Here is a 15,023-nt window from a genome sequence, read left to right as displayed (position 1 = left end):
GACCGTACGGTGCTCGAAGACGTGCCGCGGCGTGAACCGCAGCCCCGCCGCACGCGCCCGCCCCACCAACTGGATCGACATGATGCTGTCGCCGCCGAGAGTGAAGAAGTCGTCCTCGACCCCGGCGTCCGCGCGGTCCAGGACCTGCTGGAAGAGGCCGAGCAGCCGCTCCTCCAGCGCGCCGGTGGCGGTACGGCCCGCGGTGCCCGCGACGAGTGCCGGCTCGGGCAGGGCGGCGCGGTCGACCTTGCCGTTGGGGGTCAGCGGCAGTGCGTCGAGTACGACGAGGGCGGCGGGCACCATGTACTCGGGCAGCGTCTCGCGCAGGTGTGCCTCGACGGCGGCGGTGTCGACGCCGTCGGGGGCCACCAGGTAGCCGACCAGGCGGGGTTCGGCCTGGGTGCCGCGTACGGCGGCGGCGGCGCGGAGCACTCCGGGCACGGCTCCGGCGGCGGTCTCGATCTCGCCGAGCTCGATGCGGAAGCCGCGCACCTTGACCTGGTCGTCGACCCGGCCGAGGTACTCCACGGCGCCGTCCTGGCGCATCCGCGCGAGGTCGCCGGTGCGGTACATGCGGGTGCCGGGCGCGCCGTAGGGGTCGGCGACGAAGCGGTGGGAGCTCTGGCCCGGCATGCCGAGGTAGCCGCGGGCCAGGCCCTCGCCCGCGAGGTAGAGCTCGCCCCGGGCGCCGGGGCGCACCGGCCGCAGCCCGCTGTCCAGGACGTAGACCCGGGCGTACGGGAAGGGGCGGCCGATCGGGACCGGTCCGAGCGCGACCTCGGCGCCGGGCTCGATGCGGAACTCCATGGCGTTGACGGTGGCTTCGGTGGGCCCGTAGGCGTTGATCACGGTCGCGTCGGGGTGCGCGGCGCGCCACCGGGTGAGCATCTCGCCGCGCAGGGCCTCGCCGCCGAGGATCAGCGTCCCGGTCGGGGACACCTCGTCGGGCAGGGTGTCGAGGAGCCGCAGGTGGCTGGGGGTGCCCTTGAGGAAGGCGGGGCGCTCGGCGCCGACGGCGTCGGGGATCTCGGCGAGGTGGACGCAGCCGCCCGCGGTCAGCGGGGTGAGGAGGCAGGTGACGGTGAGGTCGAAGGAGACGGAGGTGTGGGCGAGGGAGAGCCCGGCGGTGTCCGGGTAGTCGGCGCGGGCCCGCGCCAAGTAGGCGCCCAGCGCCCGGTGTTCGACGACGACGCCCTTGGGGCGGCCGGTGGAGCCCGAGGTGAAGATGACGTACGCGGCGTCCTCGGGGCGGGGTTCGACGACCGCCGCGTCGGACTCGGCGGTGGTGGGACGCAGGATCTCCAGTCCTTCGGGTACCAGGTCCGGGTCGGCGGCGACCACCAGGGCGGGGGCGGCGTCGGCGAGGATCACGGCGATCCGCTCGGCCGGGTAGGCGGGGTCGACGGGAACGTAGGCGGCCCCGGCCCGGTGCACACCGAGCAGGGCGACCATCAGATCCACGGAACGCGGCAGCATCACGGCGACGAGGCCGCCGGCCCCGACCCCCCGGGCAACGAGCTCGGCGGCGAACGCCCGGGATCGCAGGTCGAGTTGACGGTACGTCAGTGACTCGCCGTTCGCGAGCACGGCCCGCGCGTCGGGGGTACGTGCCACCTGCGCGGCGAACAGGCCGGGCAGGGTGGGGACGGCGGTCCCGGCCGAGGTGCCCGTCGGCGGGTTCCACGCCTGGAGTGCGGCGAGGCGCTCTTCGGCGGGGGCACCGCTCAGGCGGCCGAGCGGGGTCTCCGGGGCGGTGGCGAACGCCTCCAGGGCGGCGAGGAGTTCGGCGCCCGCCGCAGCGGCGGTGTCCTCGTCGACCAGGTGCTCCTGGTGGCGCACCCGCAGTTCGAGTGCGTCGCCGGGCTCGACGACGACGTTGACGGCGAAGTGGCTGCCGTCGCGGACCTGGGCGTCGGTCAGGGCCAGTCCGGCGGCGCCCGCCGAGGCGGTGATGGCGGCCATGTCCAGGGGGTAGTTCTCGAAGCTGAGCGAGGTGTCGAAGAGTTCGCCCAGGCCCAGGGTGCGCTGGATGTCGCGCAGGGCGACGTGCTGGTGGTCCATGACGGCCGACTGCTCGCGGCCGAGGCGTACGGCGAGGTCGCCGAGGGTCTCGCGGGCGTCCAGGCGCAGTGCCAGCGGCACGGTGTTGATGAAGAGGCCGACGAGTTCGCCGGATCCCGGCAGGTCGGCGGGGCGGCCGGCCACGGTGATGCCGAACAGGGCCTCGTCGCGGCCGGTCAGCCCGCGCAGCACGATCGCCCAGGCGGCCTGCACCAGGGTGTTGACGGTGACGCCGTACTGCCGGGCGGTGGCGGTCAGGGCCGCCGTACGCGCCTTGCTGAGCGTGTAGCTGCGGCGTACGGGCTGACCGGCGCCCTCCGTCTCCGTCCCCTCCGCGCGCTCCGCGCCGATCCGCAGGGGCTCGGTCACGTCCGCGAGCGCGGTGCGCCAGGCGTCCAGCGACTCGTCGGCGCCCTGGGCGGCCAGCCAGCCGAGGTGGTCGCGGTAGCGGGCGGCGGGCTCGGCGGCGTCCGGGCCCTCGGAGACGTCGGTGCCGTCGGTGCCGTCGGTGCCCGCCGCGTACTCGGCGAACAGGTCGCGGGCGACGATCGGCAGCGACCAGCCGTCGGCCACGATGTGGTGCACCGTCAGGACCAGGGAGCCGGTGCCGTCCGCGCGGCGCACGGCCGCAGCCCGCAGCAGCGGGGGGCGGGTCAGGTCGAAGCGGGTGGCCTTGTCCTCGTCGAGCAGCGCGGCGAAGGCCGCGTCGTCGGCCGCGTCGGCCTCCCGTACGGGAACGGTGGGCGCGGTGTGCACCAGCTGCACCGACTTCTGCTCGTCGGTGGTGCGGAAGCCCACCCGCAGCGCCTCGTGCCGCAGCAGCAGCCGGTCCAGGGCGCCGCGCAGCCGCGCGGTGTCGAGGGGGGCGGCGAAGTCCAGGACGATCTGGAGGGTGTACGGGTCGGCCTCGTCGAAGGCGTGGTGGAAGAGCAGGCCCTCCTGGTTGGGGGCGACCGGCAGCACCGCCTCGACGCCGGGCTCGGCGGCCAGCCGGGCGGCCTCCTCGGCGGGGACGGGCAGGGTGGTCGCGTGCTCCTCGGGCCGCTCGTAGGGCACGCAGGCCTCGGCGAGGGCGGCGACCGTACGCAGCGCGAACATGTCGCGGAAGCCGAAGGAGATGCCCCGGGCGCGGGCGCGGGCCAGCAGCCGGAAGGCGAGGACGCTGTCGCCGCCGAGGGCGAAGAAGTCCTCGTCGACGCCGACCGATTCGAGGCCGATGGCCTCGGCGTAGAGCTCGCAGAGGAGTTCCTGTACGGGCGTCTCGGGGCCCCGTACGGCAGCACCCGCGATCACCGGGACGGGCAGCGCCCCCCGGTCGACGCCGCCGCCGGGGGCGGTGGGCAGGGTGTCCAGGGTGACCAGCACGGACGGCACCTGGTAGTCGGGCAGGGTGTCGGCGAGTGCGTCGCGCAGGGCGGCCGGGTCGGTGGCGGTGCCCCGGCGGGGGACGACGTAGCCGACCAGGCGGCGCTCGCCGGGGGTGTCCTCGCGGACGGTCACCACGGCGCGCAGCACGCCGGGCTGTGCGGTGAGGACGTCCTCGACGTCGGCGGCCCGGAAGCGGAAGCCGCGCACCTCGACCAGGTCGGCGGCGGCGTCCTCGTGGACCACCGAGCCGCTGTCGGGCACCAGCTCGCCGACCTGGGTGCCGGGGGCGGCGGCCAGGGTGGCGAGCGTCGCGGTGAACCGGTCGAGCAGCACCCGCGCCTGGTCCTCGGCGAAGAGGTGGGGGCGGACGGCGAGCCGTGCGGTCAGCCGCTCGCCGGGCACGGCGGTGAGGGTGAGCGGGTAGTGGGTGGCGTCCTGGACGTCGGCGCCGCCGATCTCCAGCCCGGAGTCCCGAGCCACGCCGTCGATGGCGGCCCGGTCGACGGGGTAGTTCTGGAAGGCGACGAGGGTGTCGAAGAGGCTGGTGACACCCGCCGAACGCTGGATGTCGACGAGCGGCAGGTACTGGTGGGCGAGGAGTTCGGCTCCGTCGTCCTGCACGGCGCGCGCCAGCTCGGCGAGGGTACGCACGCCGGCCGGCCGGGCCCGCAGCGGCACGGTGTTGACGAAGAGCCCGGCCATCTCGGAGACACCGGGCACCTCGGCGGGACGACCGGCGACGGTGATGCCGAAGACGACGTCGTCCCGACCGGTCAACTCGCGCAGGGCGACGGCCCAGGCGGCCTGCACCAGGCTGCTGGCGGTAACACCGAGGTCCCGGGCGGCACGCTCCAGGTCGGCGGTGGTGGCGGCGTCCAGCGAGGACTCGATACGAACGGTGTCCGGGGCGGGGACGGTGTCCGGCGCGGACCCGACCCGGGCGGCGTCCAGCACGGACCCCGTCCCCACGGTGTCCGAGGCAGACCCGGTCCGCGCGGCCTCCGGCGCCGTGGCCGGGTCCTCGGTGGGCAGCAGCCCGCCGACCAAGGTGGGCCGTACGCCCGAAAGCGCCGCGCCCCACGCGGCAGCGGACGCCTCGTGGTCGCGGCCCGCCAGCCAGCGCAGGTGGTCGCGGTAGGGGCGCGGCGCCTCGCCGAGGTCGTCGCCCCGGTAGGCGCGCAGCGTCTCGCCGAGCAGGATCGGCACCGACCAGCCGTCGAGCACGAGGTGGTGGCAGGAGACCACGAGCCGGTGGCCGTCGTCGAGCGTGAGCAGGGCGGCGCGCAGGAGGGGCGCGTCGGTCAGGTCGAAGGGCGCCTCGGTCTGCGCCCGCAGTACGGATTCCAGGGCGTCGGCGGCGTCGGCGCGTCCGCGCAGGTCGGTGGCCGACCACGGCACCCGGACCTGTTCGCGTACGACGAGGACGGGCCGGCTCACCTCGTCGTGGGCGACGGCGGAGCGCAGCACGGGGTGGCGGGCGACGACGGAGTCGAGAGCGGCGCGCAGCCGTTCGGCGTCCACGTCGCCGCCGAGGTCGAGGGAGACGTGGACGGTGTAGAGGTCGCCCTCCGCGCCCGCGGTGGCGCCGAGCACCACCAGGCCCTCCTGGAGCGGGGTGAGCGGCAGCACCTCCTCGACGCCGGGTGCGGCGAGCAGGGCGGCGAGTTCGGCGGCGGGCAGCGGCGCGGGCAGTTCGGGCAGGGCGCCGGTGTCCGCGTCGGCGGCGGTGCACAGGGGCGCGAGCCGGGCCACGGTGCGTGCCTTGAACAGGTCGCGGATCGGCACGGTGAGCCCGGCGCGGGCGGCGTGCGAGACGACCCGGGTGGCGGACAACGAGTTGCCGCCGAGGGTGAAGAAGTCGTCGTCGACGGTGACCGAGGCGAGACCGAGCACCTCCGCGTAGAGGGCGCACAGCTGCTCCTCCAGCGGGGTGCGCGGGGCCCGGCCGCCGGGCAGGGCGACGCGCACGGGTGCGGGCAGGGCGCGCCGGTCGAGCTTCTTGTTGGGGGTCAGCGGCAGTGCGTCGAGCACGACGACGGCACCCGGCACCATGTACTCGGGGAGGCGTTCGGCCAGGTGGGCGCGGAGCGCCGGGGTGTCGCCCTCCGGGGAGACCACGTACGCGACCAGCCGCTTGTCGCCGGGGCGGTCCTCGCGCATCAGCACGGCGGCGCGCTCGACGGGCGGGTGGGAGAGCAACGCGGCCTCGATGTCGCCGAGTTCGATGCGGAAGCCGCGGATCTTGACCTGGTGGTCGAGGCGGGAGACGAAGGTGAGGGAGCCGTTCTCCTCGACGCGCACCAGGTCGCCGGTGCGGTAGAGGCGGCCCGCGCCGAAGGGGTTGGCGACGAAGCGTTCGGCGGTGAGGGAGGGGCGGCCCCGGTAGCCGCGGGCGACGCCGTCACCGGCGATGTAGAGCTCGCCGCCGTATCCGGCGGGCACCGGGCGCAGCGCCGGGTCGAGCACGTACACCTGGGTGTTGAGGATCGGGGTGCCGAGCGAGACGGGCCCGCCGTCGACGGGGGCGGTCATCGACCAGACGGTGGTCTCGGTCGGGCCGTACATGTTGGTGACGCCCGCGGAGTGCGCGGCGAGGGTTTCGGCCAGGGACTGCGGCAGCGCCTCGCCGCCGGTCAGCACCCGTACGCCGGTGAGGGCTTCGGGGCGGTCGTCGACGAGCGCCTGCCAGAGGCTGGGGGTGGCCTGGAGGACGGTGATGCCCGCGCGCTCGACGACGGTGCGCAGGGCCTCCGGGTCGAGTACCTCCTCACGGCTCGCGAGGACCACCCGGGCACCTGCCAGCAGGGGCTGGAAGATCTCCAGTACGGCGATGTCGAAGCTGACGGTGGTGACGGCGAGCAGCCGGTCCTCGGGCCCGACGGGCACCGAACGCGCCATCGCGGCAAGGAAGTTGTCCATGGCCGCCCGCTCCAGGGCGACGCCCTTGGGGCGGCCGGTGGATCCTGAGGTGTAGATGACGTAGGCGGTACTGGAACCGTCCTGCGGGCGGCCGAGCGGGGTGGCGTCGCCCTCGGTGAGGTCGGTGGCGTCCAGGAGGAGGGCGGGGACCCCGGCCGGCACCGGGTGGCCGGTGGTGGTGACCAGGAGGCCGGGGCCGGCGTCATCGAGGATCATCGCGATGCGGTCGGCGGGGTGTTCGGGGTCGATCGGCAGGTAGGCGCCGCCGGTCTTCAGTACGGCGAGCAGGGTGACGACGAGCCCGGTGGTGCGGGGCAGGGCCACTCCGACCAGCTGCTCGGGGCCGATGCCGCGCGCGGCCAGCAGGTGGGCCAGGCGGTTGGCGCGGGCGTCCAGTTCGGCGTACGTGAGGGTTTCCTCCGCGCACAGGGCGACGGCGTCGGGGGTGGCCTCCGCCTGCTGCTCGAACAGCTCCACCAGCCGGCCCGGGACCTCGCCCGCCGTGTCGTTGGGGGCGTGCAGCAGCCGCTCCGCGGTCTCCTCGGTGAACATCCCGGCCCGGCCCACGGGTGCCTCGGGGTCGGCGGTGAGCGAGCCGAGCAGGGTCAGGAAGCGCTCCTGGTGGGCGCGGAGCGCTTCGGCGGAGTACAGGGCGGGGTTGGCCGCGAACTCCAGTCGTACGGTGCCCTCGGCGGGGTCGCCGTGGGTGGCGATGGCGAGGTCGGCGACGGGCCCGTTGGAGAGCTGGCGGGCGGTGGCGACGACGTCGCCGAAGCGGGCCCGGGTGTCGAAGGACATGGCGTTGACGGCGGTGGCGAAGGTGCCGCCGTCGGTGCCGGTGAGGTCGCGGGCCTGGTGCAGGTCCTCGCGGCGGAAGCGCTGGACGCGCAGTACGGCGCCCAGTTCGGCCCGGGTGGTGGCGACCAGCTCGCCGAAGGTGGTGTCGGGGGTGACGGTCAGCCGCAGCGGCAGGTCGTTGGCGAGCATCGAGGGGGTGGCCAGGGCGGCGGGGGTGCGGCGGGCGGCCATCGGGACGCCCAGCACGATGTCCTCGGCGGACAGCAGCCGGTGGTGGTAGACGGCGGTGGCGGCGGCGAACACGGCCGGCCAGTGCCCGGTGGCCAGCACGGCTTCGGTCAACTCGGCGGGCAGGTCGGCCTGGAGGCGCAGCGCACTGCCCTCGGCGCCCGCCGCACGGTCGGCGAGGGACTGCCGCTCCTCGGCCCCGGCCAGACGCGCGAGCAGGAATTCGCGGTCGCTGTCGTGGTGGGCGGAGGCGCGGTAGGCGCTCTCCTCGTCGACGAGCTTGCCCAGACCGTGGCTGCGGGGCGCGGGCGGCTCCTCACCGGCCAGGAACGCGGTGTAGATGCGGGCGAGCCGGTCCAGGTAGCGGGTCTGGCCGAAGCCGTCGAGCACGATGTGGTGGTAGCGCAGGTACAGGAAGTGCCGGTCGTCGGCGACGATCAGCAGGGCGTGCCGGAAGAGGGTGTCGGCGCCGAGGTCGGACACGGTGGCCAGGTCGCGGTCCATCCAGGCGCGCGCGTCGGCCTCGGGGTCCTCGCCGCCGCGCAGGTCCACCACGTCGAGGCCGTCGTCCACTTGGGCGCGTACGACCTGGAAGACCGCGCCGTCGTCGCCGAAGCGGGAGCGCAGGGTGTCGGTCTCGGCCACCGCCCGCACGATCGCGCGGCCCAGTACCTCCGCGTCGAGCGGCGCCGAGTCGAAGTGGACGGCGCACTGGTAGAGGGGGCTCTCCGGCTCCAGTCGCTGCGCCACCCACACACCGAGCTGAGCAGCGGTGACGGGCAGGCGAACGTCATTCTGAACCTCGGAAAGTGCCAACCGACTCACGCTCCCAAAACGGTGTGCCAATGCGGATCACGACGGGCGTCACGGCCGGGAACGGCGCGATGCTCCGAGCGGAGGATTACGACGCCGCCTATCTCGGGCCTATAGGCGTCCGGGGCGCCGTACGGGCGGCGTACGGGGCAGCGGGGCGGACGTGCTCCCGACCGCCGCCGGGGGGCGGCCCCGTACGGGCCCGTACGGGGCCGAAAGGGCCGGAGAAGGGCAGGGGCGGCCTCGGCCCCGTACCCCTACCGTGGTCGAACACCCAGGTCAATCCGGGTCTGACGAAATGTCACGGGGCTGACGGGGCTGAACTTTTCAGTTGTCGAGCCCTCCTGGGGGCCCCTCGGCCCGTTCTTCCCGGGGACTTCCTCGGGTGGGCAAAAGCCCCCGAGGAAATAGATCGTTTGAGCTAGGCTCAACCGGCAAACTCAGCCCCGTCAGCCCCGTCTCCACTTCGAGGAGCTCATGAACAGCTTCGATGCTGACGGCGCGGCGCGGCGGACGCGGCGGCTCGGCATGGGCCTCGTCGCCGCCCCGCCCCCCGACGTACCGCGGCAGTCCGAGCCGCTGCCCGCACCGCCGCCCGCCGGGACGCGCGCGCCGCTGCCGGACGCGCTGACCGACCGGGGCAACGCGAAGCTGTTCGCGCAGGTCTACCGGGACCGCTTCCGGTACGTGCCCGGAATGGGCTGGCACACCTGGGACCGGTACCGCTGGCGGGCGGCGGGCGGCATCGAGGCCGCGGTGTGGGCGGCGGGCGGCCTGGCCGAGGCGATGCCCGAGACCGACCCGCAGGAACGGTTCTCCCCCGCTGAACTGGCCGCCCACCGAAGACGGTCCGCCTCCACCCCCGGACTGAAGGCCATGCTCTTCCAGGCCCAGGCGGCCCCCACCCTGAACCTGGACCCCGACGTCCTGGACGGCGACGACTACGCCCTGTGCACCCCCTCGGGGGTGGTCGACCTGCGGACCGGCGCGCTGCGCCCGCCCGACCCGCTGACCGACCTGCACTCGCGGGCCACGACGGTGGCGCCGCAGCACATTCCGATACCCCGCTGGCACACCTTCCTGCACGACACCTTCGGCGACGACGCCAAGGGTCTGGAGACCATCCGCTTCCTGCACCTCTTACTGGGCTACTCGATCACCGGGGACGTCGGCGCACAGGTCATGCCGTTCCTGTTCGGGTCCGGGGCCAACGGGAAGTCCGTACTCCTGGAGGTCCTCAGCAGCCTCCTCGGCGAGTACGCCAACGCGGCACCACCCGGCTTCCTGATGGAGAAGGGCAGATTCACCGAGCACTCCACGGAACTGACCGAACTGCACGGCAGACGCATCGTGGTGTGCTCGGAGCTGAGACCCGACGACACGTTCAACGAGGCCCGCGTCAAGCTCCTGACCGGCGGCGACACCATCACCGCCCGCCGGATGCGGCAGGACTTCTTCAGCTTCACCCCGACGCACAAACTGTGGCTGCTGGGCAACCACCGCCCTGAAGTCGGCACCGGGGGCTACGCGTTCTGGCGGCGCATCCGGATAATCCCGTTCGAGCGCAGCGTCCCCGACGAACGCAAGATCGACAATCTGGCCGACGACCTGGTCCGCGACGAGGGCCCCGGCATACTGCACTGGCTCATCGAGGGCGCGGGAAAGTACCTCGCCACCCGCGACCCGCTGACCGGCCCGGCCACCGTCCGGGTCGCCACCGCCGCGTACGAGAGCACCGTGGACCACGTCGGCCGCTTCCTCCAGGAGTGCTGCACCAGGACCGGCCCCGACGGCGCCGTCAACCCCGAACTCCGCGTCGAGCAGAAGCTCTTGTACGAAACGTATGGACGCTGGTGCTCGGGTGAGGGCATCAGGACATCCACCGCACGGGCCTTCGCCAGCCGGATCCGACAGGAGCTCGGCCTCGGCTCACCGGCCGACATGATCAAGTCAAACGCGGCCAAGCTCTATCCGGGCCTGGCCCTCCTGTCCGGCGCGGAGCCGGGCGGGCAGTCCTGAGGAACCCGCCGCAAACCAGCCGCACCAGAATCAGCCGCATCCTGCGAAAGCCCCCCTGACCGGCCCCCGGGCCGACCGTAGAATGCGGCCGAGCGACCGCTTTGCCCGACGAGGCCCTCGCACCGCCACGGAACGCCAGGAGGACCGATGAGCGCGACCCCGCAACGAGGCGAGCTCGCCCATGAGGTCGAGATCGTATGGCTGGAGGAGCCGGCCCTCGACTACGTCCGCCAGTCGCTCGACAAGGTCCCCACCCGCCGGGGCAAGCCGCGCTACGCCCGCCACGGCCGCCTCGTCGGCTACGCCAACCTGGCCCCCGACGCCATGCGCAGCCACGACAGCGGCCTCTTCGCCCGCCGCACCTTCTACCTCCTGCCGCACGACCGCCCCAACGACCCCGAGGGCCCGTACAAGGTGGGCTCGCCACTGGAGGCCGTCGACCCGGGCACGATCCGCCCCGGCCGACCGGGCCAGAAGACGGACCGCTCCCAGGGCACGACGCGGACGGCACGCGCGGTCTGAGGGGCTACGGTATGACGCGACGGGCCCCCTGCCAGTTGCTTTGGCAGGGGGCCCGTCTTCTTCGGGGTTACGCCGCTCAGACGGTGTGCGCCGCCGCGAACGCGGAGAAGGCGGCCCAGGTGGCGGGCTTCACGCCGAACGTGGGGGACGCCGCACCGAGCTTGCTGTCACGGACGTGGACGTCGGAGCAGTCGCAGGTGGCGACCTCGACGCACTCGCCGCCTTCGTTGCCGGAGTAGGTGGACTTGTGCCAGCCGTGGGCGACCTCAACGCACTGCCCACCCTCGTTGCCGGAGTAACTCGACTTGAACCACGCCGAGTTCGGGGGTGTATTGCTCATAGTTCTCCTGCCAGCTTCTCGATGAACGCAAGCGATTCCGGAGCACGGAGCGCCTGCGATCGGATCATTGCATACCGCTGTTCCAGGGCGTCTACCTCATTCAAGTCCGCGTAGAACGTGGAACCGCCGCCCTGATACTCGACGTAGGCGACGGACCGCCCTGCCTCTGTCGTAACCAGCGTCACAGGGCCGTCGAGCCCGACGTGGGTGTCGACCTCGATCGGCATCACGTGGATCGAGATGTTGCGCATCCTGGCGCAAGCGGCGAGGTGTTCCAGTTGCTCCCTGTGGACTGCGGGACCGCCGATCGGCCGCCGGAGGACGTGTTCCTCAATGACGAAGCAGAGCGTCGCCGAGGGCCTGCGGGTGAGCATCTGCTGCCGGTCGATACGCCCCTGAATCCGGGAGTCGATGGCGTCGTCTTCCAGCAGCGGAATACGAGCGCTGAGGACGGTGCGGGCGTGCGCCTCGGTCTGCAACAGGCCATGCAGGGCGTGCGCGTTGTACGTGTAGAGCCGCTGGACCGCACCCTCCATTTCTGCGTACTCCTGGAAGAACACCGGGTAATTGGGCTTGGTCAACTCCTCAACCTGCGCCAGCAACACCCCCTGGGCATCCAGCGCCTCATCGACGTCCTGGATGTACTCCGGCTGGGGCCGGATGCTGCCCGACTCGACCTTCTGGACGGTCGACAGCGAGTACTTGCGCGGAGTGCGCGCCGCCAACTGCTCCTGGGTCAGCCCGCGCAGGTTCCGCAGGGCTTTCTGCTGGAGCCCGAACAGCTTCCACGCGAGCGGCTTGCCGTCCCTGCCGTCGCTCTGATCGCTCATGATCCGTACCTCTCTGCCGTGACCCTCAGTGCACCCGCAGCGGAAGACGAAGGCTCCCCAACCGACCCACATCGGATTCCGGCCCGGCCCGCAGACTCACACCCACGGGCACCTTCCCCTACCGACCGTAGTCGGGCGTTGCCAGGGTTCTACCCATGACCAGCGAACCCCCTGCACCCGAACTGACGTCCCCAGAGGCCGAGTTGTCCGCCAGCCAAGAGGTCCTCTTCACACCCGACTGGATTCCCGACACGGGGCACTCGATCGCGAAGATCGGCGTGTACGTCGGAGCGATCCGCGTGTACGGAGAGTTCGGGCTCGACGTCGCCGTCCGGCTCCACACGGTCACGGCCCACCGCTCGGGCGCCGTCATTCGCCGCGCGGACACGCCCCACGACACGTACTACTTCCTCACCGAACCGGGGGCCGGCGAGGGCCTGCGGTGGCCGCCGGGCGTCAAGCGGCTGGGCGCCGACCGGGACGAGTACGTGGGGATTCCGGCGCTGACGGGGCCGACGACGCCGTTCGCGTGGTGGGCGGCGCCGGTGCACAGCGCGGTGTTCGTGGACCCGTCGATCCTGCACATGGTCTGCTGCGACCTGGCCCGCTGGGACCTCACCCCGGCCGCGCGCGCAACCTCCGTACAGGTAAAGGGAGATGTGTTGTGATGCGGACCGAGCAACAACCGGACCCCGCCGCGCTCCGCGCCCTGTGCGCACCGATCCTGTCCGCCCGGACGCTCCCGGAACGGGACGTCATCGGCCGGGCGGTCCTCGACATGGAGGACGCCTACCACCAACTGGTCGCGGCCATCGCGGACAACCCACCCCACCTCATGCGCCACAGCTACGAACGGGCGGTGATCCAGGGCCGCCACCTCATCGAGGAGATGCGGGTGTCGGAGCCCGGCCCCGACCGGGACCCGCTGCCCGGTCAAGGACTCTGGTCCCCGGGCGCACGCGAACACGCCCACCAGCAGCAGTCGTTCGTCCACGCCCGCCGCCTGGCGAACGTGGTCCGCGCCCTGGCCGACGTACTCACCCTGAAGAACAGCCACCGGGCCGGATGAGCGCGGGTCGCCGGTCGTTCACGTAACGGTCCGGGCAGTTCGACCAGCGCACTTTGACAATACGCGAACAAATATATGACGTTGGATCTAGCTGCGGGAACGCACCACACGCGCGATCAAGCACGCCCAAGTACCTCCATGCCCGCGGCCCAAAGGGGAATCAACATGCTGCCCACCCGAATAAAGATGTCCACCGCGATCGCAGCGCTAGTGGCTGGTGGTGTCGTCATGACCGCCACCGCACCGTCGGCATCGGCATCGGCACCGACATCAGCACCGGCATCGGCACCGAAATCGGCATTGACATCGGCATTGGCCGAGGACGCCAACTGTCGTACGACGACGGGGACCCAGGACTTCTACCCCGGGCCGTCCGCCGGCGAGACGTACGACAGCACGTTCAACAACGGTGTGGTCGTGCCGCCGGGTCTGTACAGCAGCGGGTTCACTCCGCAGGGTCTGGCGTACTGGAACAACTGGGACGGGACGAGCGAAGACATCCTGCTGGTCTCGGCGTACCACTCAAGCGCTGACGGCCCGAGCGCGATCTGGGGCATCGCCCTGAGCGGCCCACGCCGGGGCGAGAGCCTTGGTCACATGCTGATCCCCAAAACCCACGCGGGCGGCATAGTCGTGACCGGCGGTCACGTGTACGTCAGCGGCGAGGGCAGCGTGAAGTACTGGTCGACCGCGACCGTGCGTGCGGAGCTGGCGGGCGCCAACACGAACAAGGTGATCCAGCCGAAGGGCACGCAGGACATCGCCGGCAAGGGTTCGTTCCTCGGACTCGGCGGTGGCGAGGGCACCACCTTGTGGACCGGCGACTTCGACGAGACGAGCCACCAAAGCATGTGGCAGTACTCGACGAGCAGCACCGGCGCGCTGACGTACACCGGCAAGAAGCGCTGGGTACCGGCGAAGACCCAGGGCATGGCGGTCGTCGGCGACAAGTACATCTTCTCCACGTCGTACGGCCGCGACAACCGCAGCAACGTCTGGGTGCGACCCACGTCGTACGAGACGGACATCACCGACGGGACGGCCTTCTGCATGCGCGCCCCCTCGATGATGGAGGGCCTGGCGTACGGCAACTCCGAGGGCAACGAGCACGTCTGGGCGCTCTTCGAGAGCGGCGCCGAGCCGTATGTGAGCGACCCCAAGACGCTCAACAAGATCACGAACATCCACTGGGCCGGCGGATCCGAACTGGCCGGACTGTACGGCCAGGGCGACTAAAACCATCGACGCTCCTGCGGCTGACCAGCGATGCCGAGCTGGCCAGGCACAGGAGCGTCGTGCGGTGAGCGGTGAGCGGTGTGCAGCGTGAAGTTGCTGGTGCGGGCTCTGGTGCGCGTGGGTTGTGGGGTGGGCGAAGCCGTGCTCGCCCGGCGCCCGGACCGCGGCCAGTGTGGTGGTGAGCAGTTTCTGGCCGCGAGTCAGGGGCTGGTATCGGGCGGCCGTGTAGCCGGTGATCACTGCTGGGTCGGTGTCCGCCGCCGGGTCCGGATGAGGGAGCCGTCCAGCACTGCGTTGCCGCCGCCCCTTCGGGCGGTCTTCTTCAGCGCCCGGTCCAGGCGTGGGGTGGTGGCGGTCGTGGTGCCTTCCTCGGCCAGGGCTCGTACCCAGCGCAGATAGGCCCCGTTTGCGTCGAGAATCTCCGGGTCACCTGCTTCAGCGGTCCAGCCCTTCCACTGGGCGGGGTGCCTGCCGACTACTTACAGAACTTGGCCCGCACCGGGGTGATGTGCCCGTTGTCGCCTGTCAGCGTCGTGACGGGCTGATGAGTGACTGCGGCGCCAACGCGATCGCACTCAGCCAACGAGCCTCCCTGAGGGCCGGGAGCGACTCTGCTCTTTCCCAGGGGGCCTCCGCGAGTCAGCCATCGCACTCGCACCGATCTCGGGTCGCCAACCTCGCTTCGCCAAGGCCGTGTTCACGCCATCTCCCGCATTCCTCCTCTAAGACCGTGTCCTACATGGCCGGTTGGGGTAGTGCACTGTCATGGGGAGTACGCGGTGGGGATGGATCGTTCCGGAGGGTTTGTGGGAGATCGCGA

General features: G+C 72.1%; 8 protein-coding genes. 5 read left to right on the top strand and 3 right to left on the bottom strand.

The genetic code is table 11. From position 1 onward, the window contains the following. Nucleotides 1-8,199 (bottom strand): amino acid adenylation domain-containing protein (locus ACZ5PB_RS38815; RefSeq protein ID WP_468697927.1); only part of this gene is annotated, 8,199 nt, incomplete at its 3' end. Between the two features lie 465 nt (nucleotides 8,200-8,664). Here ACZ5PB_RS38815 and ACZ5PB_RS38810 point away from each other — a divergent pair. Both ACZ5PB_RS38810 and ACZ5PB_RS38805 read left to right on the top strand, forming a co-directional pair. After that, a complete protein-coding gene (locus ACZ5PB_RS38810; RefSeq protein ID WP_468697925.1) occupies nucleotides 8,665-10,206 on the top strand; it encodes a DNA primase family protein in 1,542 nt (513 codons plus the stop codon). A gap of 147 nt (nucleotides 10,207-10,353) precedes the next feature. Further along, nucleotides 10,354-10,728, top strand: coding sequence for a DUF6009 family protein (locus ACZ5PB_RS38805; RefSeq protein WP_468697924.1), 375 nt, complete (start codon nucleotides 10,354-10,356; stop codon nucleotides 10,726-10,728). 76 nt (nucleotides 10,729-10,804) lie between these two features. Here ACZ5PB_RS38805 and ACZ5PB_RS38800 read toward each other — a convergent pair whose 3' ends face one another. Both ACZ5PB_RS38800 and ACZ5PB_RS38795 read right to left on the bottom strand, forming a co-directional pair. Then, complete coding sequence (locus ACZ5PB_RS38800; protein ID WP_468697922.1) at nucleotides 10,805-11,068, bottom strand: DUF397 domain-containing protein; 264 nt, start codon at nucleotides 11,066-11,068, stop codon at nucleotides 10,805-10,807. After that, nucleotides 11,065-11,898 (bottom strand): helix-turn-helix domain-containing protein, encoded by an 834-nt coding sequence (locus ACZ5PB_RS38795; protein ID WP_468697920.1) that lies wholly within the window; start codon nucleotides 11,896-11,898, stop codon nucleotides 11,065-11,067. Before ACZ5PB_RS38795 ends, ACZ5PB_RS38800 begins: the two co-directional genes overlap by 4 nt. Before the next feature lie 155 nt (nucleotides 11,899-12,053). Between ACZ5PB_RS38795 and ACZ5PB_RS38790 the strand changes: the two genes are divergently transcribed. From ACZ5PB_RS38790 to ACZ5PB_RS38780, 3 genes are all read left to right on the top strand, one after another. Then, a complete protein-coding gene (locus ACZ5PB_RS38790) occupies nucleotides 12,054-12,566 on the top strand; it encodes a hypothetical protein (RefSeq protein WP_468697918.1) in 513 nt (170 codons plus the stop codon). After that, the gene (locus ACZ5PB_RS38785) at nucleotides 12,566-12,967 is read left to right on the top strand and encodes a hypothetical protein (RefSeq protein ID WP_468697916.1); all 402 of its coding nucleotides are present in this window, start codon (nucleotides 12,566-12,568) and stop codon (nucleotides 12,965-12,967) included. Before ACZ5PB_RS38790 ends, ACZ5PB_RS38785 begins: the two co-directional genes overlap by 1 nt. Before the next feature lie 300 nt (nucleotides 12,968-13,267). Continuing rightward, the gene (locus ACZ5PB_RS38780; protein WP_468697915.1) at nucleotides 13,268-14,203 is read left to right on the top strand and encodes a hypothetical protein; all 936 of its coding nucleotides are present in this window, start codon (nucleotides 13,268-13,270) and stop codon (nucleotides 14,201-14,203) included. The last annotated feature ends 820 nt before the right edge of the window (nucleotides 14,204-15,023 follow it).

The organism is Streptomyces sp. NPDC032721, assembly GCF_055579625.1.
This window is presented reverse-complemented; position numbering and strand designations above follow the sequence as displayed.